The following is a 24,283-nucleotide window of genomic DNA, read 5'->3' on the forward strand; positions in this document are numbered from 1 at the left end:
GGCCGTGCCCACCATCGTCGTTCGAAGTGGTCGGCACCGTGGCCGAACCGTGACGAATAATTGACCGAATTGGCAAGGCGCACTGTCCAGTTCGACGTCGATGACCTCGTAAGATGAAGACGATTAATGACGAGCTGGTCAATTCAAAGGGATCCCATCGATGCGGGCTGTCGTTCAGTTTGTTCTTGCGGTAGTCGCGGTCGTCGCGATCGTGGCCGGCAGCACCGCCGACGTCGACGCGACGGCGGTCAGCCTGCCGCTCAGCACGATCATCAAGTCGATCTCGCCAGCACCCGATGAGGTCGTGGGCGTGGCGCATCCCGTCGTGGTCACGTTCAACGGGCCCGTCGCCGACCGACAGACCGCCGAGAGAGCCCTGGCCGTCACGTCCAGCCCAGCGATGACGGGCACATTCGAGTGGCTCGATGGCAACGTCGTGCAGTGGGTGCCGGACCGATTCTGGCCCGCACACACCACGATGATGCTGTCGGTGGGTGGCAGGTCGACGGAACTCCAGACGGGCCCTGCCGTAGTGGGCGTCGCCGACGTCTCCGACCACACGTTCACCGTGACCATCGACGGAGTCGCGACAGGCCCTGCGCCGCATCACCTTCCACACGCGGGCGAGGCGGGGGTCCTCTTGGCTTCCATGGGAAGGCCGGACTACCCGACGCCCGCCGCCACCTACCGGGTGCTGTCGAAGGACCGCACCGTGACGATGGACTCCAGTAGCGTCGGCATTCCCGTCGACGATCCCGACGGCTACCTGCTGAAGGTGGACTACGCCGTCCGCATCAGCGGCCGCGGACTCTACGTCCACTCGGCGCCGTGGGCCGTCAACGCCATGGGCTTCGAGAACACCAGCCACGGCTGCATCAGCCTGAGCCCCGCGGCTGCCGAGTGGTACTTCGACACGACCCGTGTCGGCGACCCGGTGATCGTGCAGGAGTAGGTCGTCGGGGACAGCGCCGCAGCGACCCTATCTCACGATCGCCAGGAGAAGCTCGGGGCCGATCTGACGCAGCTTTTCGACGCTCAGTCGGTGGTACACGTATCGGCCGCTGCGCGTCGATAGCAGAAGGTCGACGTTCCGTAGCTTCGCGAGGTGCCGGGACACCTGCGGCGGCGGCATCCCCGTTCGCCGGGCGAGCTCCGAGGTAGTGATGCCCTCGTTGACCAGATGCCTGCACAGATCGAGACGAACGGGATCAGACAACACCGACAAGCGTTCGCGCACAAGGGCAATCGGGAGCGTCTCGACCTGAGCGTGGTCGGAGCTCACGGGGTACTGGATGACGATCGGCAAGCCGGCGTCGGCCCTGATGAGCAGGTGCGGGCGGCCGTGCAGGGTCGGGATGACGAGACTGCGAACGCCTGCGGTCGAGATCCGAAGGTTCTGCAGCTTGTCGAACCGGACGGCCTCACCGTCGAGCATCGGGGTGGCGGTGGGGCTCAGGGCGGCGAAGAACTCGGCGACGGGGAGGACGAGCTTGCTGCGGGTGGCCTCGGCGTCCTGATGCAGCCGACCCTCGACGCGCCTCCACTCGGCGGCGAAGAATTGGTCGACGCAGTGCCGCAACGTGTTCGACAACTGGCCCCTGAAGGCCTCCGGGTCGGCGAACAGCGCCCGGATCAGCTCGCCGCGCGAGAACGAGCGGCTGTCGCAGGCGGCGACGAAGGCGGCCTGCTGGTCGACCGAGTCGTACAAACCGCTGCCATCGAGCGCTCCCCCACCGATCGTCTCTGCCGTCAGTTCGACGAAGCGGACGATGGGCATCCGTTCGACCTGGGTGAGCTCGCCGTCGACGTCCGCATTGAGCGGGCCGCGCAGCGGCAACAGGAACCGCGACCGGCGGCGGGCCCACAACGGCGCGAACCACGCCAGTTGGCCGCGCAGGTCTTCGGTGATGGATTCGCTGACCCGCGCGAGCCATGGGGCAGCGTCCGGGTGGTGGTCGGGTTCGGCGACCACGTGCAGACATGCCTGCAGTTCCGCGAGTGGCGATGTTCCGGTGACGATGTCCGCGGAACGCGCGCCGCGCAGGTCGAACAGCACTGGCACGTCTCGACCCTACCCAATGATTAACGCACCTGCGTCAACTGTTGGCGAATGGGGCGGGTACCCGCCATACGCTCCCGCCAACCGAAGACAACCCGAGGAGCGCAACGTGGACGACGATTCCAGAGTCCCTGCGGGAGACTGGGAGCAGCTGGCGCTTCCGGATGCCTGCTGGCGTAGCACGGTTTCGACCCCCATGCGCGACGGCGTCGAGTTGGTCGCCGACGTATACGCCGCAACGAACAACCCGACTCCGCGGCCGGTGCTGTTGGAGCGAACGCCTTACGGCCGCCGCAACACCCGCGGCTCGGATGGGGCGGTCGGGTCGTGCAACCCGGCCCCGCCCGACGTCGTCTGCAGTCGGTTCACCGCCCGTGGGTACGTCGTGGTGCGTCAGGATTGTCGTGGCCGGTTCGACTCCGGCGGGTTGTTCGTCAAGTACCTGGGTGAGGCGGAGGACGGCTTCGACACGGTCGCGTGGATCGCCCGTCAACCCTGGTGCGACGGACGCGTCGCCACGATGGGGGTGTCGTACTCGGCGCATGCGCAGAGCGCGCTGGCATCGCTGGGCACTCCACACGTGGCTGCGATGTTCCTGGACTCGGGAGGCTTCGCCAGCGCCTACGAGACGGGGGTGCGGATGGGTGGCGCGTTCGAACTCAAACAGGCGACATGGGCGATCTCCCGCGCCACGGGAGGCGCGTCCGGCACGAATCAGCAAGTGACACTTGATCGGGACTCCATCGAGAAATGGTTCGGCCAGCTGCCATGGTGGCGGACCCACTCTCCGCTGAGCCACGCGCCGGACTACGAGGACTATCTATTCGAGCAGTGGGAGCACGCCGACTTCGGGCCGTTCTGGGAACAGCTCGGCCTGTACGGCCGCGGCTTCTACGACGAGTTTCCCGACGTGCCCAATCTGCACATGTCCAGCTGGTACGACCCGTACATCCTGACGGCGATCGAGAACTTCCACGAACTCGGCCGCCGCAAGACCAGCCCGTCCTACCTGGTGCTCGGGCCGTGGACGCACGGGCGCCGGAGCGACTCGTTCGCGGGCGACGTCGACTTCGGGCCTGCCGCACCGCTCGATGGCAACCTTGCCACCGACTACGCGGAGATGCGGGCGGACTGGTTCGACGCCGCACTGGGTTCGACGCAGGCGACCGGTCCGCGAGTTCGCTACTTCCTAATGGGTTCGGGATCCGGCACCACGAACCGCGACGGCCGACTCGATCACGGCGGACACTGGGAGACGTGTGGGAGATGGCCGCCGGAGGACACCGTCGCGACGTCCTTCTACCTCCATGGTGACGGCGGCCTGTCCGAGGAACCGCCGACGATTGGCAGCCACCTCGACTACCAGCACGACCCGGAGCACCCCGTCCCGACCATCGGCGGCCAGGTCACCTCGGGTGAACCCCTCATGGTGGGCGGCGCCTTCGATCAACGTCCCGACGAACGCACCTTCACCCTCGATGGGTCGGGCCTGCCCCTCGATGCGCGCGCCGACGTGCTGGTGTTCCAGACGGAGCCGTTGACCTCCGAAATCGTGCTCGCCGGCCCGGTTTCCGCCCGTCTTGCGGTGTCCTCCACCGCGGTCGACACCGACTTCGCCATCAAGCTCGTCGACGTTCACCCCCCGAGTCAGGACCACCCGGACGGGTTCGCGATGAACCTCACCGACGGCATTCTGAGGGCCCGCTACCGGGAGGGCTTCCGGCATCCCGAGCTCATGGAGCCTGGCCGCGAGTACGAGGTCACCGTTCGCGCCCCGGACACCGCCAACCGCTTCATGCCGGGCCACCGCATCAGGCTCGACGTCAGCTCGAGCAACTTTCCGCGATTCGACCTCAACACCGGTACCGGTACGCCGGAAGTGGGTGACTGGCCGAGGATCTCGGCAACCAACCGCGTGTACGTCGACGGTCGCTCCCAGCTCCGCCTTCAGCTTCGCCGACCTCCCACGAAGGAGCAGCGCCATGACCGCTAATTCCACCGACGTCGTCGGGCAGCCGGGCCAACGCCTGACCCGCTACCTGAATACCGTTGAACGAGTGGGCAATCGACTACCACACCCGTTCTGGCTCTTCGGCATCCTCGGTGTCGTCGTCGCAGGGGCGAGCACACTGCTGGCCGCGGCGGGAGTCAGCGTCACCGACCCGTCGAGCGGCGATACCGTCTCGGTCCGCAACGCTCTGTCGGTCGACGGCATCCGTGAGCTCGTCGTCGGCGCTCAAGACTCCTTCGTCAGCTTCGGTCCACTGGGGACGGTGCTGATCATCATGCTGGGCCTCGGGATCGCGAATCAGAGTGGGCTGCTCGAGGCTACCGTGCACCGCGCCCTGGCCCGGATCAGCCCGCGCTGGGTGGTCTTCGCGGTCTGTCTGACCGGTGCGCTGTCGAAGTTCCTCGAGTACAGCGCCTACGTCGTGATGATTCCGTTGGCGGCCGTCGCCTTCCAGGCGGTGGGGCGCTCGCCGATGCTCGGCATGATCGTCGCGTTCTTGTCGATCAACGCCGCGGGAGACGCCAACCCGTTCATCGCACCGGGCGACGTCATCTTCGCCAACATCGCCACCGAGGCAGTCCAGGTCGTCGACCCCGGCGGCGTCGTGCGCGCCACGGACAACACCTACTTCACCACCGTCTCCGCGCTCGTCCTTGCCGTCGTGCTGACGATCGTGACCGAGAAGGTCCTGGCTCGACGCGAGCACGAACTCATCCCCGACGACGATGCCCGGGGACCCGGGGTGCGAGAGGAGGTTCCTGGTCTGACCCCCGAGACGGAACGCCGCGCGTTGCGCTGGACCGGCATCGTCGCCGTCGGCTTCATCGCCGTGGTCGTCGTCGCGATGGTGCCCGCCGGCTCACCGCTGCGTGGCGAGAACGGGGAGATCCTCGACTCCCCACTGTTCAACGGCATCGCCGCGGTGCTGAGCCTCTTCTTCTTCGCGATCGGCCTGACGTACGCCCATCTGACGCATCAGGTGTCGAGCTCGGCGGACCTCCCCGAATTCATGGCCGAAGGACTGCGGTCGGTGACACCACTGATCGTGTTGTTCTTCGCCGTATCACAGTTTCTCGCCCTGTTCGAGTGGACCGAGATGAGCACCGTCATCGCCGTTCATGGCGCGGACCTCCTCGAACAGCTCAACGCGCCGATCTTCGTGATCCTGCTGTTGCTCATCGTCGGCATCGCACTGCTCAACCTGCTGATCACCAGTGGCTCCGCGCTGTGGGCGTTGGTGGCGCCCATCATCATTCCGATGATGATGTTGGTCGGCGCGCAGCCTGCCACCGTGATGGCGGTCTACCGCATCGCCGACTCCTGCACCAACTCCATCACCCCGATGAGTTCCACGTTCATCCTCACCGTCGGATTCCTGCAGACCTATCGCAAGAAGGCGGGCATCGGGACGCTGGTGTCCTTCACCTTGCCCGCAGCCATCGCAATGCTGCTGGCGTGGACGGCCCTGTTCGCGATCTGGTACGTGACCGGTCTTCCGCTGGGGCCGGGCTCACCGGTTCGTTGAAGCGTGGCCCAGCAGGCGTTCCCGGTGTTCGTCGGCGGCGGCGTCGAGCCGCCTCTTCGCCCGGCGGACCGCCCAGAGGGTGACGAGCAGCGCGAGCGCAAGCAGCGGGTAGCCCATCGCGATCCGCGCAAACGCCAACCACCCCGTGGCGCCGTCACCGTAAAGCCATTGTTGGACGGCGAATCTCGCGGCGAACACGGTGGCGAAGGTCAGCGTGGCGACGTCGAACGCACGTAGCACCACCCGATCGGCCCGCCAGGACGCATCCGCGCCCTCGCGCCTGAACAGGTTCCAGGTCACCCCGACGAGGGGGCGCCGCACCACGATGGAGACCGCGAACACCACTGCCAGAGCCAAGCTGATCCAGATGCCGGGGAGGTAGAAGTTCTCGGCGGATCCGGTCTGGTAGGCGATCACCGCCGCGATGGCGACGCCGATGAGTCCGGAGACCGCCGGCTGAATGCGCTCCTTGCGGAGCATCCTCAGCACGATCAAACCTGCGCTGGCGCCGACCGCCACCACGACCGCCGCGTTCAACCCTGCGATCGCATTCACGATGGCGTACGCGACGGAGGGCACGCTGGCATAGATCAGGCCGGACACCCCGCCTACCCGTTCCAGAAGCGTTGGCGACGGCGTCTCGGTCTGCGAGCCGGTCACCGCGCATCCCCCTCCTGCTCGCTGCCGAGATGTTCGGCCAGGAAGCGGTCGATGGCCCGCCAGAGGTCAATGACGTTCTCGGGGTTGACGAATCCGTGCCCCTCGTCGTCCTTGATCATGTACTCGACCTGGACACCGCGGGCGCGCAGCGCCTCGACGAGGTTGTCGGACTCCGCCTGCACGACGCGGACGTCGTTGGCCCCCTGGATGACCAGGAGCGGCGTGCGAATTTGGTCGACCCTGGTGATGGGTGAGCGGGCCAGCATGTCGGCCAACTGGTCCGGATCGTCGGGATGTCCGACGAAGAGGTGCCAGTTGTTGGCCAGGTGCGGTCGCGCGACCTCGGGAAGGGTCCGCATGAAGTTCTCCAGGCTGGAGATGCCGACGTAGTCGACGGCCGCGGCGAAGACGTCCGGAGTGAAGGTGACTCCGACCAGCGCCGCGTAGCCGCCGTAGGAACCGCCGACGATCGCCACTCGATTGCGATCTGCGTACCCCTGGTCGACGGCCCAGTTCACTGCATCGATCAGGTCGTCGTGCATCTTGCCAGCGAACTCTCCGACCGCGGCCTTCACGAAGCCCTGGCCGTAGCCGGTCGAGCCCCGAAAGTTGACCTGCAGCACGGCGTATCCGCGATTGGCGAGCAGTTGCGTTCCTGATTGAAATCCCCAGCTGTCGCGCGACCACGGGCCGCCGTGGACCGCCAGCACCAACGGCAGGCCCTTCGGCTCGATCCCCAGCGGCAACGTCAGGTACGAGTGCAACGCCAGCCCGTCCCGTGAGGGGATGGTGACCGGCGTCATCGGGGCCAACGACTCGGGCTTCAGGTGCGGCAGCGGTCGGAACAGCTCTCGGCTCGCCCCCGTCGCGTGGTCGTAGAAGTAGGTCACGCCCGGCTGCGTGTCATCGTCGAAGCCGACCACCCAGCGCTGGCCGCCGTCGTCCGACGAGAGCGTCGACAAGTCACCGTCGGATAGCTTCTCCAAGTTCTCGAGCACCGCGGCGAACTCGGAGTCGAGCGCTCGAATCACCTGCCGCTCACCGAGGTAACGCACTCCGAGCAAGTCGCCGGTTCGTCGGCTGAGGATCAGCGGCGATGGCAACGTGGGGAACACCCCCGCCCGCGGGTCGATGCTGAACGTCGGGTGGTCGTCTACCTCGGTCTCCTCGCCCGTCGCGACGTCGAGGCGCACCAGGGTGGTTCGATCCGGGTTCTCGTTGGAGCCGAGCCACAGGCCCTTGCCATCCGGGGTCACGGCCATCGGCCAGATGCCGAGGGTGTAGTCGGCGCCGTCATAGACGGCGATCGTCTGTAGCGCGCCGTCAGCGGCGTCCCACGTCGACAACTCGACGTCGCCGTCCGCGGTGAGGGAGAACGCGAACAGCTCCCCGTTGCGACTGGTGAACCAGCCCGCGACCTTTCCAGGGTTCTCGGCGAGCAGTGTCAGCTCACCGGAGGTGATGTCCAATTCGTAGGCGTCGACTAGTTCGGGGGTTCGCTTGTTCAGGCCCACCATCGCCTTCCCGGGGCGGTCGGCCAACAGCTCGTAGTACGACCTGACACCTGGAAACGGCGTCAGGTCGACGACGGGTGCGGACGGATCGTCCAAGTCGACCCGGTGGACGTGCCAGTTCTCGTCGCCGCCGGTGTCCTGCAGGTACAGCAGCCAGCGCGGATCGTCGGTCCACTGGTAGTCGGTCACGCTGCGGGTCTCGTCGGCGGTGACGCACCGCGCGGTGGCATCGGAATCCGCGTCCTGCACCCAGACGTTGAGGCGGTTCTTCCACGGCGCGAGATAGGCAATCCTGGTGCCGTCGGGCGAGATCGTCGCTGCGGCCCGGGTGGGTGGCTTGAAGAGGTCCTCGACGGAAATGTGTTCACGTGTTGCCATGAGTCCATCGCACACTCGGACGCTGCGGCACAGTCAAGTCGCGGGATGAACGAGAATGGGACGGTGGCGTGGAGCACCCGTGAAATCGCCGAGCTCGCAGGCACCAGCCTGAGAGCGGTTCGGCATTACCACCAGGTCGGATTGCTCGACGAGCCGGAACGTCGGTCCAACGGCTACAAGCAGTACGGCGTCGCCCACCTCGTCCGACTGGTGCGGATCAAACGCCTCACCGATCTCGGCTTCACCCTCCCGCAGATCGCCGCCATGGGCGAGGCCGACGATCATCCCGAGCAGGCGTTACGCGATCTGGACGCCGAACTCACCGCCACCATCGACCGTTTACGGGCCGCGCGCGCCGAGCTGCGGGTCATCATCGACCAGGCGGCACCCACCGACCTGCCCCCGGAGTTCGTTCCGCCTGCCGCGGTGGCCAAGTTGTCAGACGCGGACCGCTCGCTGGTCGTCGTCCTGACCCGCGTGCTTGGACCGCGGGGTCTCGAGGCCTACGCCGACCTCCTGCAGAACGCGCCCGACGATCCGGTGGCGTCCGCCTTCGACGACCTGCCGCCCGATGCCGACGAGGCGACCCGCAGGGACGTGGCCGAGCGCCTCGTCCCGTACATCCGGGCGATTCACGAGGCGCATCCCGAACTGCCCGAATCCGAGAAGGACGCGCCAGGGGGTGCCGTGTTCGCGAAGAAGACCATCGGCTACGCGATGGCGGAGCTGTACAACCCGGCGCAGCTCGACGTGCTTGGCCGGGCCGGAAGGATGCTGCGCGACTCCGCTGACTAGCGCTCGCGCGTGCCCGGCGCGCGTGACCTCTCCGCCGCGCTCAGCCGCGCTCAGCCGCGCTCAGCCGCCAAGCGGCGGCATCGGCAACGGTGCGAGGCGGTAGCCGGGTGGCTCGGTTCCGTGCAGGTGCCGGACGAAGTAGTCCCAGGTGCGGCGCATGAAGTAATGCCCGCGGCCCACCAGTGCGTGCTCGGCGCCGGGAATCAGCAGCATGTCGAAGTCCTTGTCCGCCTTGATGAGTGCGTCGGCGAGCCGCAGCGTCTGATAGTGGTGCGCGTTGTCGTCGAGTTCGCCGTGGATCAGCAGCAGCTTGCCCGTCAAGTTGGCGGCCAGCGTCGCGTTGGAGACGGCCCGCTTGCCCTCGGCGCTGACGTCACCGTGGTAGTGCTCGGCCCACATGGCCAAGTTGACACCGTTGTCGTGGTTGCCCGACGTCGCCACCGCCACCCGGTAGAACTCCGGATACATCAGGAGGGCACGGGCCGCGGCGAAGGCACCTGCCGACTGGCCAGTGATCCCGACGCGCCCGGTGTCGAGCCACGGATACCGGTAACCCAGTTCGCGGATCGCGGCGATGTGATCGTCCAACGCGCCGGCATTGCCGAGATCGCCGTAGGAGTGATCGTGAAAGGCCTTGCTACGACCCGCGGTACCGCGCCCGTCGACGGCGACCACCGCGAACCCCAGCGCCGCGAGCGCTTCCGGCTCGCCGTAGTGCGGCTCGTTGAATGACGGACCCGCCCGGTAGATCTGCGGTCCGGGGTAGGTGTGCTCGACGATCGGGTAGCGCCGCTGCGAGTCGAAGTCGTGGGGGCGCCACAGCAGACCATAGATCGGGGTCTTGCCGTCGGCAGCGGTGACACGGAAGCGCTCCGGAGGGCTCCAGCCAAGGGCTTCCAGCGCTGCGGTGCTTGGGGATTCGAGCTCGACCAGAAGCCGTCCGTCGCCATCCAGTACGGCTGAGCGGGGCGGTTGGTTCGATGAGGAGGCGCGGTCGACGACGTATCCACCGTCCGGCGGGCTGATGGCGTCGTGGTCGAGATCGTCGTCGGTGAGTCTCGTGAACCCGGCACCGTCCAAACCGATTCGGCAGATTTGGCGGACGTAGGGGTCGTCGTCGACGAGGCCACCGGCGAGGAACCACACCTGCCTGCGTTCGTCGTCGACCCACAGCACGCTGCGCACCAACCACGGCCCAGTGGTGACCTGCGTGACCTCGGTGCCGTCGGCCGAGTAGAGGTAGAGGTGGCCCCAGCCGTCGCGCTGCGACCACCACAGGATCTCGCCGGACTCCAGTACGTGCACCATCGGCGGCTCCCCCAGCTGGGGCGTCGGGTCGACGCGAGTCTCGCCGGTCTCGCTGATCAGCGTGGCGACGGCGCCGGTCGTCGGGTCGAGCCTGCGAAGCTCCAGGGTTCGGGCGTCGCGGGATGCGTGCAGGTAGTGGACCGCGTCACCGGACTTCCCCGTCCACCACGCGTACACGAGGGCAGTGGGGTGCATGATCGTCGTCGGCTCGCCGTCCTGCCGGATCACGCTGCGGTCGTTGACGTTCAGCACGTTCCACGTCATCGTCACCTGCGCCTCCTCCCCAGGCATGGGGTAACGGCTGCGGTGTTCCACCGGTCGGCCGCCGTCGGCGGGAGCGGATTCGATGAGGACCAGTTCGGGAAGGTCGCGCTGGTCGAGGCGGTGCACGAGGATTCGGGTCGAGTCAGGCGACCAGGAGACGAGGAAGGGCTGCGGGAGCCCCAGAATCCGCATCAGCGTCCGCGCCCCCGTCGCCTCGGGCAGGCCGCCGTAGTCGTATTGCGGCTCGGCGTCGTCGGTGAGCGCGAACTCCTGCTCCCCGTCCTGAGATCGGACCCAGATGTTGCCGTCCTTGGGGAACGCCGCCCACGCCTTGTCCGGGGACACCACCTGGTCGAGCCGGCCCGATCCGTCCTCCTCGACCTCGACGCAGGCGTCCGCATCGTCCGTCCATGCCCACCGTGTGTCGAATGCCGTGAAGCGAACCGTGTCGTCACCCGCGGTGTCGCCGATCTCTACGGCGGAGATCGGCAGGTCGTCGCCGGTCGCCGCATGACCCGAGGCCGACGACAGCGCCGCAGCCAATCGGTCGTGGTCGAAGGCATCGCAGCGGGTGCCCTCGCCAGGATCCGCGACGACGAACCGCGTTCCCACCCGGTACCAGAACCGTCGACCCTCTGAGATCCACTGCGGCGCAATCGAACTTCCAGGCACCCGGCGAGCCCGGTATGGGGCGAGCATCTGTTCGGCGCGGGAGTAGTCGGAATCGGTCAACTGCATTGGGTCGTTGGACGTCACGACCTCGATGGAACACCCGGACGTAGCGGCATGGTCAAGTCGATGCGCTGCGATTGGCCCCGACGAACCTCGCTCCGCGTGTCGCCCGATCGTCTGACGGGTTCGTCGTGCTGTCCACGGGACGGGAGGATGAGTCCGACGCGTGAAAGCGACGGCCGGTCACGGAGGTGGTTGGACCAGCACGTTGATGGATCGTGGCGGTTCGGGGCCGCTGATCGCTATGAGATCCATGGGGCAGGCGCTCACGACGAACAGCACGTCTTGCCTGGCTTCGAACACGACCTTGCTGCCGGGTGTTGCCGGTGACGCGCCCAACGTGAACGCGCCGTCTTCGTCGGTGTCGACTGCTTGGAAGAGGTTGAGCGGATCGGGCGGGTCGAGTCGATCCAGCCCCGCTTCGAGGACGGCCTTCTTGAAGTTGTCGGCGCAACTGGCGTGCCAGCCCTCGTGGCCCAGTCCGGCGTAGCGAGCGGCGTCGCAGGCAGCCAACAGGGTGTCGTGGCGGCCAGCGCTGGTGTCGGCCAAGAGGTCCAGAATCGGCTTCCGGGTGTCGTCGACGAGGGTGTCACCGGCTCGGGGATTGACACGGCCCATGGCGGGGCGGGAGTGCGACATCGACATGTGGTGGCGCCCTTCGGGGAGGGCGAGTGCCCACGTGTCCACGACCTGACCGCCGCCAGTGTTGACCACGTGCACGCGGCTGCCGCGGGGAACCGCTACGGCGCGGCCCTGCCCGCCGGGAACGGTGACCGTCTGATCGTGTTGAGCCCGTGAGGAATTAGCCATGGTGCCGGGGGTCGCTTTCATCGAGGAGGTCGTCGTTCGCCGCCGCCAGGTAGGGGCTGGCATCGGTGATGGTGTGCGCCGCGGCGATCAGTGTCGCGTCGTGTCCCGGCCGAGCGATCGCTTGCACGGCGATGGGCAGCTGGTTCGGCCCGGTGTCCCACGGAATCGCCACGGTCGGCGTTCCCAGTGCCGTCCAGGGACGCGCGAAGACCGGGTCTCCGGTGGAGGACAGGCCAGCAGGCGCTTCGCCGATGACGGCGGGCGTGAGCAGTATGTCGGCGGTGCCGAACCACTGTTCGAGATGGCTGCGCGCGTGCTCGATGACGCCGCGCGCCTCGCTGTAGTCGTCGGCGGTGATGCCGTTGGCTGCATCGAGCGCCGAACGTGACTGCTGGCCCAGTCGATCGGCGTGGTGGGTGTACTCCCAGGCGAGGTTCTGTCGCGCCTCGTACATCATGATTCGTCGTTGCGCGGCACCGACTTTGGTGAACAGGGCTTGGTCGGTGACGTCGTTGACGGCGCTGCCGTCGTGGGTCAGCTCCAGGATGGCGTCGGTGACGACCGCACGACTGTGTGCGTCGGCGAGGGGCCACTGCGGTGTGCGCAGTAGCGCGTATCGCAGCGGTGCCTTCGGGATGTCGACCTGCCGGCCTGCGAGGGCCTCCCATAGCGGAGCGAGCAACGCGACGTCGCGGACGAACCATCCGACCGTGTCACACGAGGGCGCGAGTGCCTTGACGCCTCGGGTGGGGACCACGGCGAAGGAGGGTTTGAATCCCGTGACACCGCAGTAGCTCGCTGGCCGGATGATGGATCCCGCTGTCTGGGTGCCCAGAGCGGCATCCGCCATGCCAGCCGCGACTGCGGCTGCGGAGCCCATCGACGAGCCGCCGGGGGTATGGCCGAGCCGACGGGGGTTGCGGGTGGGTCCGCTACCGAGGAAGGCGAATTCGGCCGTGGCGGTCTTTCCGGCTAGGACGGCGTCGGCGGCCTTCAGTGCGGTCACCACGGCCGCATCCTCGGCCGGGCGGTGGCCGCGGTAGATCGGTGAGCCGTATTCGGTGGGCATTTCGGCGGTGTCGATGATGTCTTTGACGCCGACGACGCATCCGGTGAGCGGGCCGAGCGCGGCGGTAATGGGGCCTCGCAGAGCCTGGTGGTCGATGTAGGTCCAGGCGTGGACGTCGTGTTCGTAGCGGTCGATGGACGAACAAGCCGCGACGATACCGGTCTGCGTCGGCTCGGCGTCGGTCACGAGGTTGGGCTTTGGGCGGCGGGGTCGATGTTGTCTGCCGCGGGGCGGTCGGCCACGGTGCGATCGGCCACGGTGCGCACCGACCTACCGGCCAGAAGTGCGTAAACCACTGCGGCGAACGAGAACCCGAGCAGCCAGGAGAAGTCGGCGCCGCCCAGCGCCTTGGCGATGGGGCCTTCGAATACGGGCGCGTTGACGGTGAGCAGACTGATCACCACGCCGGCGAGCATCGCGGCCCAGCCGTGCAGGTTCCAGCCGTGCCACCCCCAGTAGGGGCCGCGGTCGCGGTCTTCGACGGCATGCAGGCCCACGGGGTCGTACTTGTTGCGGCGCAGCACGGCGTCGGCGATCCACACACCGCCGAACGGCCCGGCCCACACGATGAGCATGGCCACGAAGTCGTTGAGGGCGGTGAGGAAGTTCTCGTTGATCAGTACGTAGATGACCAGTGCGGAGGCCAGGACGACGTTGATCAGAGTGGCCCAGTGACGCCGCAACGGCAGACCCAGGGCCTGCAGATTCAGCCCGGAGGAGTACAGGGTGGGGATGTTGTTGGCAATGGTGCCTCCCACTGCGCACACGGCGAAGATGACGAACAACCACTGCGGCACCATCGGTTGCACGCCGGCCACCGGATTGGACATGTCCCCCTGCGAGGCAAGCACAGCGCCCAACGTGGCCAGGAACGCGGCGGTCATACCACCGCTTGCGAACAGGTTCCAGAACAGTCTGCGGCCCGAGGTGTTGGTGGGCATGTAGCGGAACCAGTCCGGGGCGATGTAGAGGTAGGAGATGGCGTTGGCGGCGTTGACGCTGATTGCGACGAAGAACGCCGCCCACATCGCGCCGCGGTCGAGCGGCTGGTAGCTGCTGGGGTAGACCTGGGCGTGCCCGACGGTGAACACAAAGGTCACGATCAGGCAGGCGGCCAGCACCCAGGTGATCACCTTCTGGGCGTAGACGATGGTGGCGTGCCCGTAGGTGGCCAGGATCGCCGATACGAGGATGACGGCAAGAGCGCAAATGATCTTCGCCGTAAGGCTCGGGTTCTCCACGCCGACGAGCGGCAGCAGGGCCACCAGCGCGTAAGCGCCGAGGATGGTGTTGATTCCCTCGAAGACGACAAGGACGGCCCAGGTGAGAGCGGTGTTTGGTTTGTTGCCACGCATGCCGAATGGCGCCCGCGTGAAGGTGAGGGTGGGTAGGCCCGATCGCGGTCCGCTGATGCACGCGAAGGCGACGTAGGCGTAGAGGGCGCTCCCTAGGACCGCCGCAAGGACTGCCAGCCACAAGTTGAGGCCGAGGGTGACGCCGACGACGCCGAGCGCGACGGGGACGAAGTTGGCTTGGACGCTGATCATGAAGACGTTGGCTTCGCGCATCGTCATGGTGCGCTCGGTGGTGGGGATGTAGTCGAAGCCGTGTTGCTCCAGCTCGAATGCCTTTGCTGGGGCGCTATCTGGGGCCCGGTCTTTGGGCATGGTGCTTCCTTGGTCTCTGGAGATGTGAGCGTGGTTGTAGGTGGGCGGGCCGTGACGGGACGGTCAGTCGAGCGGCCGGGGTGGGGGAATGCAGCCGGTGCGGCCGCCATCGACGATGATCTGGGTACCGGTGATGTATGAGGCGCGCTCGGACAGCAAGAACTCGACGACGTTTGCTATTTCGAGTGGTTGGGCGACCCGTCCAAGGGCGATGGTGCGTTCGTTGGCCGCGAGTTCTGCCTCGGGGTCAGCGGCGGTGGCGAGTTCGGCCTGGAATTGGGGGGTCATGGTGGAGCCGGGGCATACCGCGTTGACCCTGATGTGATGCGGGGCCAGTTCGGCGGCCAGGGCCTTCGTCATGGCGAGGATGCCGCCTTTGGTGGCCGAATAGGCGGCGAATCCCACTTCGCCGATGAGGGCTAGTTCGGAGGCGGTATTGACGATGGCCCCGCCTCCGGTGGGGATCATCAGACGGGCCGCTTGGCGGCTGACGTAGAAGCTCCCCGACAAGTTGGTCTGGATCAGACGCTGCCAGTCCTCGTCGGAGAATTCGGTGATCGGACCTATCAGTGACATGCCTGCGTTGTTGAAGACGGCGTCGATGCCGCCCAGCGTGGCTGCTTGCTCGAAGGCTTCCACGACCTGGCCGGGATCACTGACGTCCATGCCGATGGCGCGCACGTGCGTTCCGTGGCGGGAGACTTCGCTGGCTGCTGATTCGAGGCGGTCGTCGTCGAGAGCCAGCAGGGCGACGTTGGCGCCGCACTCCGCGAGCCGGTCGGCCGCCGCCCGTCCGATTCCCGAGCTGGCGCCGGTGACGATCGCTGTCTTGCCTTGCATCGTGGTCATGGATGTTCCAGTGCTCCTGAGGTGAACGTTTCGCGAGACTTCGCCTGCCGGTGGTCGTGGCGGTCGAATGATGTGCTGCAGCTCACCCTCGCACCGCAGGCGGCGGGTCACCAGTAGCCGTTTCGGCGACGGTCACCCGTCCGTGTGTACGCGGTGGACACCGACGGCCTGCCGTCGTCGTGATACCGGTGGGGCGGCCCGCCTTCAGTGCGCCAGACGTCGGGCGACCCGCCGGTTGGAACGCAAACCGGGGGACCGTTTCGCGTTGCGATACGGTCCCCCGGAGCGGGGTCGAGCATTCAGTTGTCAGTGGTGCAACGTGGGGATGCTGCTCTTCGGGAATGAAACTCCCACAGTGAAGTTCATGGTTCCCCACATGGACAGGGAGTAGATGTTATTGCGGACGTCGGGGTTGACTGCCAGCTGCAAGGTGGCGTCTCTCGCGGACATTGCGTACTCCTCGACCAACCAGTCCAGCATCCACAGGTTCGCTTGGCGGATGCCTTCGTCGATGGGGCGGTGGCAGTTCAGTTGAATGATCTCCGTTGGGGTTTCGACTCTCACCCACGGGATCGTCGTGTTCTTCAGGACTGTGCAGCTGAGCGTGACATCGGCGCGGCTTTCGTCACCGGTGCCGCCAAACTCGGATGCTTGGCTGGCGTGAACGTCCCCGACGTAGAGCAGCCCGCCGGGGTGGGCGACGGGCAGCAGGATCCTGTGCCCGCGGCGGAATTCTCTGGTGTCGAGGTTGCCGCCGTGCCGGTTCTGCATGGTCACGGTGTCCGATCCACGGGTTGTTCGTTGCGGCGCCAGACCCAGGGTGCCGATCATGGGCTGAAGGTTCCACCGGACGTTGTCGTCGAACACTCCGACGCCGTCTGAGGTGGTGCCGCTTGGACCGGGCAGGTGGTCGATGATCTTGGTGAACGGCCCGCGAGCCTCGGGATAACGCAACGATTCGGCGAGTGGGCCGAGCCCCTCCAGGCAGACGTAGCCGGTTTCCGCGACCACGATGTCGAGGATGTCGACCGCCAAGACGTCGCCGGGTTCGGCACCCTCGACGGCGATCGGACCGGCGCACGGGTTGAGTTTGTTCAGGTCGAACAGTTCGCCGAGGGTTTCTCTGGTCGGTAGATCCGCCTCGGTTCGGATCCGGTTGCTGGTGGAGTTCTCCACTTCCAGTGTGAACGGCTGCCTTTCGGGCACGAGTAGCTTGGGAGTCTGCACCGCCATGTCGTATTCATAGGCGTGCTGGCGGGCCAGACGTGAGTGGCTGTCGATTTCGGTCATCGGGGGCTTTCGGCGGTCACGGCGGAGGACACGTCATGGGTCGCGCTACGGGCCCCTTCGAAGAAGGTGGTCAGGTCGGTGGCATACGACGTGGGTTCTTCGATCGCGGCGAAGTGTCCGCCGGCGGGCATCTCGGTCCAGTGGGTGACGTTGTAGAGGCGTTCCACCCAGGAGCGTGGTGGTATCCCCTCGCCGGTGGCGTAGGACGGCCAGGTCGAAAAGCCAGTGGGCACCGTGACCCGATCGGCGGACGTCAGTCCGGTGTCGTGGTTGAACCACGCTCGGTCGTCGAAGTAGTCGCGCATCGAGGAGGTGATGGTCTGGGTCGCCCAGTACAGCATGACGTTGGTCAGCAGGAAGTCGCGGGAAAAGCGTGTGTTGACGTCGCCGCCGGTGTCACCCCAGGTCCGCCATTTCTCGACGATCCAGGCGGCCAAGCCGGCCGGTGAGTCGTTCAACCCGTAGCCCAGCGTCTGAGGTTTGGTGGACTGGATCTGGAAGTAGCCGCCTTCGTCGGCCCAATAGGCGTCGTTTCCGGCACGATAGGTCTCTTCAGCGGTCGTCAACGGTGCGGCATCGGCGTCCAGGGCGGGTTGGATCTCCAGATGGCTGAGGTAGATCCCGATCATCGCCTGTGGGTCCTCGATCGCCATGTAGGTCGAGATGCCTGACCCGAAGTCACCGCCTGCCGCGCCGTACCGGCTGTAGCCGAGGCCGCGCATCAACTGGTGCCAGCGGCGCGCGACATAGCGGTAGTTCACACCCTGGGTCGGCGGGCGCGGTGAGTACCCGTAGCCGGGCAGTGAGGGGATCACCACGTCGAATCCGGGTCCCGGCAGTCCGTGGCCTTGCGGATCGGTGAGAAGCGGTGCGACGTCCAGGTATTCAGCAAAGGTACTGGGCCAACCGTGGGTGAGGATCAGGGGGATTCCGCGGCCGCTGCTGGCTCGTTGGTATACGAAGTGGATCGTGTCGCCGCCGATGTCGGTGAGGTAGTGGGCGAACCCGTTGAGCCAGCGCGCCTGGCTGCTCCAGTCGTAATCGTCGCGCCAGTAGGTCAGCAGGTCCGCTAGATAGTCGCGGTCGGTGCCCTGTTGCCATCGCGGTCCGGGACTCGGCTCGGGAAGGCGGGTGCGGGCCAACCGTTCACGGAGATCGGCGAGGACCTCCTCGTCGATGCTGGGCGTGAAGGGCGTGAGGTCGATCGTGCGCTGGAAGGTGGTCATCGGATCCTCGTAGCTGGATGCGGACTGATGTCGTGTTCACGGTGACATGACGCCCGGTTGCAGCACAGACGCCGACGTGGAGCGCGACGAGCCGGCGGATGTACACGGCGGCGACACGCGGTCCGGCGCTGCACCTCCGCTCCGGGCTCCCGCTGAACCCCGTCCCGACCCATCAGACGCACGAGGCCATGGGTGTGGCTAGTCGGTTCGGGCGGCCGATAGATCGCGAGCCTGCAGTGCCATCCATAGTTCCGCGCGATCATGGGTGGCGTCGACAGAACGGCTGGTCAATTCCTCGATCCGGCGCAGATGCTTGCGCAGAGTGTGACGGTGGACCCCGGCAGCGGCGGCCGCGCGGTCATGAATCGCGTCGGCCTCCAAGTAACAACGCAGGGAGACCAGCAGAGTCGCTGCCTCGTCGAGGCGAGCGCCGGTCTCGATGGGGCCGAGCACGGCGTCGGCGAAGGCGCGCAGGGTGTCGGGCGGTCCCAGGTGCAGCAGGACCCGAATGCTGCCCAGGTCCATCGCGTTCACCACACCGCCACCGGTGGTGGCGCTCACTTCGGCGGCTTGGCGGGCTTGGCGCAGGCTGGCCGCGAAATCATGAGGCGCAACGGATCCGCCAACGCCGGCGGGGCGACTGTCGAGGACGGCCTTGAGGATGTCGAGGGTGTACGTGTCACCGGCGGGTATCAACAGGATGAGCTCTTTGTCGCGGTAGGGACACAGCAACACGTTGGGCAGGGCGTTGTCGAGGTCGTCGATCAGGTGCCCTGCGCGGTCGGGATAGGCGACGGCGACGGCCTGGACGCGTTCGGAGCGGATGCCCACCGACTCGACGAGTTGAGCGGCCCGAGCCGGCGGCATGGCGGTCAAGAGCCGTCGCACGGCTTGATCGCCGGGGCGGCGTTCGAGCACCCGCACCGCGTGGCGACGTTCCAGTTCGATCGACAACAGGGTGGTAGCGAAGGCCATGATGTCGCGCGGCAGTGGGGCATCGGCGTCGGCGAGGGCGACGCGATACACGACGGCGCCGCGCAGCGCACCGGTGCCCAAGGGTTGCAGGAAGCGTCGTTGACCGGGCGCATCCTCGGTGGCCGACACGTTCAGGCCGTGACTACGCAGTCTCTCGGCATATCGCGCTGCCATGGACAAGTCGGCGTCGTTGGGATTGCGGGTCAGCGGTTGGGCCTTGACGTCGCAGACGGTGGCGCCCAGGCCGGCCAATTCGCCTACAACGACCGCGATTTGAGAGAGCGGGTCGGGTTTGGCGGCGGCCGCGGCCAAACGTTGCTGGGCTGCGGCGAGCCGCCTGGTGGCGGCGAAGTCCTCTTCGGAGATGAATGAGAAGACAGCTTGAGTGACAGCGAGAAAGGGTGTGTCGGAACCGATTTCGAAAAGTGGCATTCCGATGGAGTTGGCGGCCGCGACGAGTTCCTGCGGAACGCTGGGGTGAAAGGGCGGGTGTGGTGCCACCCCGAAGGCGACGGCGCAGATGCCCTTGTCTGTTAGGCGCTGGATGTAGTCGCTCATCTGTCGGTCATCACGGGGCAGGATCAGCCCGTCGAGCATCAGTAGCTCACCCCCGTTGAGGAAGGGGGTGGGATCGAGCTGCTCGCTGGAATGCGCTCCGGTCACGGTGCGCTCGAAGCCGGGCGGGCCCGCGACGTGGCGCAGGTGTAATCCGGGATGGTCCAAGATGGCCTGTAGACGAACCATAGAGTGACTCCCGCGTCCTGCCGCGCCGACCGGCGATTCGCCGACTGATCCATTGTCGCAGGCAGCCGCTGAGGGGTCGTGAAACGGCTGCCGATCCCACGGCCGACCGCCACTGACCCAGGATCACTCGCGCTTGCCCGGTCCCTCATTTCTGCTGTTCCCGGCGTTCAGGCAGTGCCCCGCCCCCTTGGAGACGCTCCACCACGCATCGCTGACAATTGATCCGAAGCACCCCGCGGCTACGGCAGAATCGTCGGCATGCGCGTTTATCTCGGTGGAGACCACGGTGCGTTCGAACTCAAGCAGGCGGTCGTCGCACATCTGACCCAAGCCGGGCACGAGCCGATCGACTGCGGGGCGTACGTTTACGACGCCGACGACGACTACCCCGCGTTCTGCATCGCCGCGGCAGAGCGGACCGTCGCCGATCCCGGCAGTCTGGGCATCGTTCTCGGCGGATCGGGAAACGGTGAGCAGATCGCCGCCAACAAGGTTCCCGGAGCCAGGTGCGCGCTGGCGTGGAGCACGGAAACGGCATCCCTTGCCAGGCAACACAACAACGCCCTGTTGATCGGGATCGGCGGCCGGATGCACACGGTGCCGGAAGCTCTCGCCATCGTCGACGCGTTCCTCACGACGCAGTGGTCGCAGGAAGCGCGCCATCAGCGGCGCGTCGACGTCATCGCTGACTACGAACGGAGCGGTGTCGCACCGCCGGTCCCCGGCTCCCCGACCTGACCGCCTGACGACGCCCCCCGCCGGGGCGGAGGGCGTCGACTGGATCGCGCGGATCAGACGTTTGCCTCTTCGACGTCCGGTCGTCGGATCGGTTCGACCTTCTTGATCACCAGGCCGAAGCAGAGTGCGCCCGCGATGATGATCGCTGCAGTGAGCAGAAGCGGCACCTCGAACGATCCGGTCGCACCGTAGAGGGCGCCAATGATGATCGGGCTCAGCGCACTTCCGATGTTGGAGAAGAAGTTCTGGGTCGACCCCAGCGTCGCGACGGTGCTCGAGTCGACGACGTCCGCTGGCAGGCACCAGATCGAGACGATGGTGAATGCCGCTGCCGCGTAAGAGATCGACATCAGGACGAGTGCCTGCCACGCCTCCGGAGCGATCGCGGCCAGTGCGATGACCGAGCACACCAGCATGCCGCCGACGAGGCACGTCTTGCGCACCTTGTTCAACGACCAACCCCGAGCCAGCAGGTGATCGCCGAGGATGCCCCCAGCCCAGCTGCCGAGGATCGCCGCCAGTGGCGGGATCATGCCGAAGACACCGAGCTTGAGGAGGTTGAACCCGCGCTCCTCGACGAGGTACGAGGGGAACCAGGTGAGGAAGAACGTGATCATGAAGTTGAGGCAGAAGAACCCGAGCATCATGCCCCAGACGGTGCGCTGCTTGAACAGGTCGCGAATGCGCATCGGCTTGGCGTCGGGGTTCAGGTTGTTGGCGCTCTGCTCGCGGTGGCTTTCATGGATGATCGCGAGTTCGGCGGCGTTGACGCCGGCCTTGTTCTCCGGTCGGCGGTACCAAGCCCACCAGCCGATCGCCCACAGGATGCCGAGTCCGCCTGCGAAGACGAACGCCGCCTGCCATCCGAACAGCCCGATGATCAGCGCGATGATCGGAGTGGCGGCGGCGCTGCCGATGCGGGCACCGCTGTCGTACACCGAGGTGGCGCGGCCGCGCAGGCGAAGGGGAAACCAGTGCGAGACCGTCTTGGCGGCGGCCGGATAGGCGCCGGCCTCACCGACACCGAGACCGAGACGCAGGCCGAGCAGCGCGGCGAAGCTCGACACACCCGCGGTGGCCGCGGTGAACAGGGACCAGACCAACACCGACGCGCCGAACATCACCCGTTCACCGAACTTGTCGATCAGCCGGCCCGCAGGAATCTGCATCAACGCGTAGCTCCAGGAGAAGGCGCTGAGAATCAGGCCCTTCTCGGTGGGCGTGAGCGTGAAGTCCTCCGCCATGAACGGAAGGCTGACGGAGATCGCCGAGCGATCGATGTAGTTGATGGCGAGGCCGAGTGCGCAGAACACCGCGACGGCCCACCGCACCTTGGTGGCGCGGCTCATCCCCGAGGGGTCTGGCTCAGCGGCGTCCGATTTCGTAGCCGAAATGCTAGTCATCTGTGTCTCCAGGTTTGGACTCTTTGATTGTTTCGCTCACCGAATGGTGAGAGGCGGACGCTGGTTGAGCGTCGCTGTGGTGCGCGACACAATCAGGATCCTCGTTCAATATGATTGAACCAATCATCTCAAAAGTCAATACGTGATCGCCAACACGCTTATGTGCACGTAAGTCGACGGTTAGTGGCAAGTTTCGAGATCGTGATGATCGTTCTGCGCATATAACGTTGACTTGCGCGCTTCGCGCATGTAGCGTCGTCAACCGTGAGCGAAGAAGACCAGCTGGTCGATCCCGAGATCTCCGAGTCCGGGCCCGCCGACGAATCCGGTGACGACGAACTCGTCGCACGGCGCCGGGACGTCAAGGGCGCGAAGCGACGCGAGCAGATCCTGCAACTGCTGCAAACCGTCGAGTCGAGTGCCCTCAGCGTCGAGGAGATCGCCGAACGATTCGGCGTCTCGTTCGCCACGGTGCGACGGGATCTCAGCCGCCTGCACCAGGACAGGCGCATCACCCGCACCTACGGCGGCGTCGCCCTGACCGGCCCGGCTGAATTGTCCATCCACCAGCGCCATCTCGAGTTCACCGCGGAGAAGGACGCCATCGGCAGGCATGCAGCCGACCTCGTCGCCGATGGCGCAGTCGTGATCCTCGACGCGGGCACCACGACCGAGTTCGTCGCACGTCACCTCGACGCCGACGACATCACCGTGTTCACCAACGGCATCGGGGCGGTCAACGTCCTGCTTGGCAAGGAGAACGTGTCGGTTGTCGTCCTCGGTGGACGCCTTCGTTCGGTGAACCAGACGATCAGCGGACCGGAGGCCGAGCACATGCTTCACTCGGTCGTCGCGGACTACGCGTTCATCGGCGCCGACGCGGTGCACCCGCAGTACGGCGTCGCCTCGCGGACCCTCGAGCAGAGCCGGCTGAAGACCCTGATGATGCAGCGCGCCCGCCAGATCGTCGTCGTCGCCGATCGTCGCAAGGTCAGTACAGACCAGTTCAACTACTGGTCCCCCACACCCCCTCGGTGGCGGTTGATCACCGACGACGACGCCGAGACCGTGGCGCTGGACGAACTGCGCAACACCGGAGCTCAGATCGACGTCGTGCAACCCCTCCGAGCCCTCAGCGAGCTCACCAATGTGAAAGGCAACCAGCCGTGACAACCACCTCGGACTCCGTCACCTCGACGCAGCCAACCGCGTCATCGGAGCGAGCGACCCTGCGCCAGGCTGTACTCCACAGCCCGAACGACTTGCGCATCGAAGACGTTCCGATGCCCGAACTCGAACCGGGTGATGTACTCCTCCGGGTCGACGCTGCGCTGTTGTGCGGCACCGACGTTCGCATCTTCGAAGGTCGCAAGCAGAAGAACGTCACGTTCCCGAGCGTGCTGGGGCACGAGTTCGCAGGCACCGTGGTCGACGCCAACGGCCCACTCCCCGACGGGGTCGCGATGGGCGACCAGGTCGCCGTCTACCCGCTGGTGACCTGCGGAGTGTGCGCAGCCTGCCGCAAGGGCCACGAGAACATCTGCCGCAACCGCAAGGCGTTCGGTTACCAACTCACCGGCGGGCTGTCCCAGTTCGTACGGGTGCCCGCGGTGGCCCGACAGAACTTGGTCCCCGTGCCCGGAGTCTCCGCCGCCGAGGCAGCCATCATCGAACCCGTCGCGTGCGCCTACAACGGGCAGAAGCTCGCCGGGATGTCGCGGGCAGAGACGGCGCTGATCGTCGGTTGCGGCCCACTCGGCCTAATTCACACGGGTCTGGCGAAAAGCCTCGGAGTGCAGAGGGTCGCCGCCGTCGATCCCATTGCCCAGCGGCGGACCATGGCCACTCGGTTCGGGGCGGACCTGGTCCTGGAGCCCGGCCCGGACGCCGCGGCTCAGCTCAACGAGTTCACCGACGGCGGCATCGACGTACTCGTGATGGCGATCGGCAGAATCGACGCGCTCACACCGTATTTGGGCTGCCTCGCCCCCGGTGCCAGTGTGTCGGTGTTCGCGGGCTTCGGCGCCGACGCCGACCTCGCAGTATCGGCGAACGACGTGCACTACAACGAGTGGAACATCGTCGGCGCCTCGTCCTGTCGCTTGGACGGCTTCCATGCCGTCGCCCCCATGGTCGCCTCCGGCGCACTGCCGGTCGCCGAACTGATCGGTACCCAGCTACCACTGGACCGCGCCGTCGAGGCGCTCAACCTCGCCGGCTCCGGCGCTGACATGCGAGTCGGCGTCAACCCCTGGGCCTGAACAAG

At 66.5% G+C, this 24,283-nt stretch carries 19 protein-coding genes; 7 read left to right on the forward strand and 12 right to left on the reverse strand.

Going from position 1 to position 24,283, the window contains the following annotated elements:
- Positions 1–160: 160 nt before the first annotated feature.
- Positions 161–952: a L,D-transpeptidase gene (locus ABW137_RS35120; RefSeq protein WP_526407455.1), complete on the forward strand. Its 792-nt coding sequence runs from the start codon at positions 161–163 to the stop codon at positions 950–952.
- Positions 953–979: 27 nt separating this feature from the next.
- On the opposite strand, the gene ABW137_RS35125 is transcribed toward ABW137_RS35120, so the two are convergent.
- Positions 980–2,062 (reverse strand): ArsR/SmtB family transcription factor, encoded by a 1,083-nt coding sequence (locus tag ABW137_RS35125; protein WP_526407456.1) that lies wholly within the window; start codon positions 2,060–2,062, stop codon positions 980–982.
- A gap of 106 nt (positions 2,063–2,168) precedes the next feature.
- Here ABW137_RS35125 and ABW137_RS35130 point away from each other — a divergent pair, with 106 nt between their 5' ends.
- Both ABW137_RS35130 and ABW137_RS35135 read left to right on the forward strand, forming a co-directional pair.
- Positions 2,169–4,052, forward strand: coding sequence for a CocE/NonD family hydrolase (locus ABW137_RS35130; protein ID WP_526407458.1), 1,884 nt, complete (start codon positions 2,169–2,171; stop codon positions 4,050–4,052).
- Positions 4,042–5,595: an AbgT family transporter gene (locus ABW137_RS35135; protein WP_526407459.1), complete on the forward strand. Its 1,554-nt coding sequence runs from the start codon at positions 4,042–4,044 to the stop codon at positions 5,593–5,595. The genes ABW137_RS35130 and ABW137_RS35135 overlap by 11 nt, the downstream gene beginning before the upstream one ends.
- Here ABW137_RS35135 and ABW137_RS35140 read toward each other — a convergent pair.
- Both ABW137_RS35140 and ABW137_RS35145 read right to left on the reverse strand, forming a co-directional pair.
- Entirely contained in the window at positions 5,581–6,255 is a 675-nt protein-coding gene (locus ABW137_RS35140) for a DUF3159 domain-containing protein (RefSeq protein ID WP_526407461.1), read from the reverse strand. The genes ABW137_RS35135 and ABW137_RS35140 overlap by 15 nt on opposite strands.
- Positions 6,252–8,147 (reverse strand): S9 family peptidase, encoded by a 1,896-nt coding sequence (locus ABW137_RS35145; RefSeq protein WP_526407463.1) that lies wholly within the window; start codon positions 8,145–8,147, stop codon positions 6,252–6,254. The genes ABW137_RS35140 and ABW137_RS35145 overlap by 4 nt, the downstream gene beginning before the upstream one ends.
- A 45-nt stretch (positions 8,148–8,192) precedes the next feature.
- Between ABW137_RS35145 and ABW137_RS35150 the strand changes: the two genes are divergently transcribed.
- Positions 8,193–8,942: a MerR family transcriptional regulator gene (locus ABW137_RS35150; RefSeq protein WP_526407465.1), complete on the forward strand. Its 750-nt coding sequence runs from the start codon at positions 8,193–8,195 to the stop codon at positions 8,940–8,942.
- Between the two features lie 60 nt (positions 8,943–9,002).
- On the opposite strand, the gene ABW137_RS35155 is transcribed toward ABW137_RS35150, so the two are convergent.
- The 8 genes from ABW137_RS35155 to ABW137_RS35190 form a co-directional block, all read right to left on the reverse strand.
- Positions 9,003–11,252: a S9 family peptidase gene (locus ABW137_RS35155; protein WP_526407499.1), complete on the reverse strand. Its 2,250-nt coding sequence runs from the start codon at positions 11,250–11,252 to the stop codon at positions 9,003–9,005.
- Positions 11,253–11,429: 177 nt separating this feature from the next.
- Complete coding sequence (locus tag ABW137_RS35160) at positions 11,430–12,056, reverse strand: DUF1989 domain-containing protein (protein WP_526407466.1); 627 nt, start codon at positions 12,054–12,056, stop codon at positions 11,430–11,432.
- Entirely contained in the window at positions 12,049–13,311 is a 1,263-nt protein-coding gene (locus tag ABW137_RS35165; RefSeq protein ID WP_526407468.1) for an amidase, read from the reverse strand. The genes ABW137_RS35160 and ABW137_RS35165 overlap by 8 nt, the downstream gene beginning before the upstream one ends.
- Entirely contained in the window at positions 13,308–14,792 is a 1,485-nt protein-coding gene (locus tag ABW137_RS35170; protein ID WP_526407470.1) for a purine-cytosine permease family protein, read from the reverse strand. The genes ABW137_RS35165 and ABW137_RS35170 overlap by 4 nt, the downstream gene beginning before the upstream one ends.
- A 63-nt stretch (positions 14,793–14,855) precedes the next feature.
- A complete protein-coding gene (locus ABW137_RS35175) occupies positions 14,856–15,641 on the reverse strand; it encodes an SDR family NAD(P)-dependent oxidoreductase (RefSeq protein WP_526407471.1) in 786 nt (261 codons plus the stop codon).
- A 306-nt stretch (positions 15,642–15,947) separates the two neighbouring features.
- Positions 15,948–16,931: an acetamidase/formamidase family protein gene (locus ABW137_RS35180; protein ID WP_526407473.1), complete on the reverse strand. Its 984-nt coding sequence runs from the start codon at positions 16,929–16,931 to the stop codon at positions 15,948–15,950.
- On the reverse strand, positions 16,928–18,157 hold the full coding sequence (locus ABW137_RS35185; RefSeq protein ID WP_526407475.1) for an alpha/beta fold hydrolase: 1,230 nt from the start codon (positions 18,155–18,157) through the stop codon (positions 16,928–16,930). The genes ABW137_RS35180 and ABW137_RS35185 overlap by 4 nt, the downstream gene beginning before the upstream one ends.
- A 198-nt stretch (positions 18,158–18,355) precedes the next feature.
- The gene (locus ABW137_RS35190) at positions 18,356–19,876 is read right to left on the reverse strand and encodes a PucR family transcriptional regulator (protein WP_526407477.1); all 1,521 of its coding nucleotides are present in this window, start codon (positions 19,874–19,876) and stop codon (positions 18,356–18,358) included.
- 258 nt (positions 19,877–20,134) lie between these two features.
- Here ABW137_RS35190 and ABW137_RS35195 point away from each other — a divergent pair, with 258 nt between their 5' ends.
- Entirely contained in the window at positions 20,135–20,614 is a 480-nt protein-coding gene (locus ABW137_RS35195; RefSeq protein WP_526407479.1) for a ribose-5-phosphate isomerase, read from the forward strand.
- A 53-nt stretch (positions 20,615–20,667) separates the two neighbouring features.
- On the opposite strand, the gene ABW137_RS35200 is transcribed toward ABW137_RS35195, so the two are convergent.
- A complete protein-coding gene (locus ABW137_RS35200) occupies positions 20,668–22,017 on the reverse strand; it encodes an MFS transporter (protein ID WP_526407480.1) in 1,350 nt (449 codons plus the stop codon).
- 264 nt (positions 22,018–22,281) lie between these two features.
- Here ABW137_RS35200 and ABW137_RS35205 point away from each other — a divergent pair, with 264 nt between their 5' ends.
- Together ABW137_RS35205 and ABW137_RS35210 are read left to right on the forward strand one after the other, a co-directional pair.
- A complete protein-coding gene (locus tag ABW137_RS35205; protein ID WP_526407482.1) occupies positions 22,282–23,187 on the forward strand; it encodes a DeoR/GlpR family DNA-binding transcription regulator in 906 nt (301 codons plus the stop codon).
- Positions 23,184–24,278 carry an alcohol dehydrogenase catalytic domain-containing protein gene (locus ABW137_RS35210; RefSeq protein WP_526407484.1) on the forward strand — a complete coding sequence of 365 codons (1,095 nt, stop codon included), beginning with the start codon at positions 23,184–23,186 and terminating at the stop codon, positions 24,276–24,278. Before ABW137_RS35205 ends, ABW137_RS35210 begins: the two co-directional genes overlap by 4 nt.
- The last annotated feature ends 5 nt before the right edge of the window (positions 24,279–24,283 follow it).

It is taken from the genome of Mycobacterium sp. (assembly GCF_040509115.1).
In the GTDB taxonomy this organism is placed as follows: Bacteria; Actinomycetota; Actinomycetes; order Mycobacteriales; family Mycobacteriaceae; genus Mycobacterium.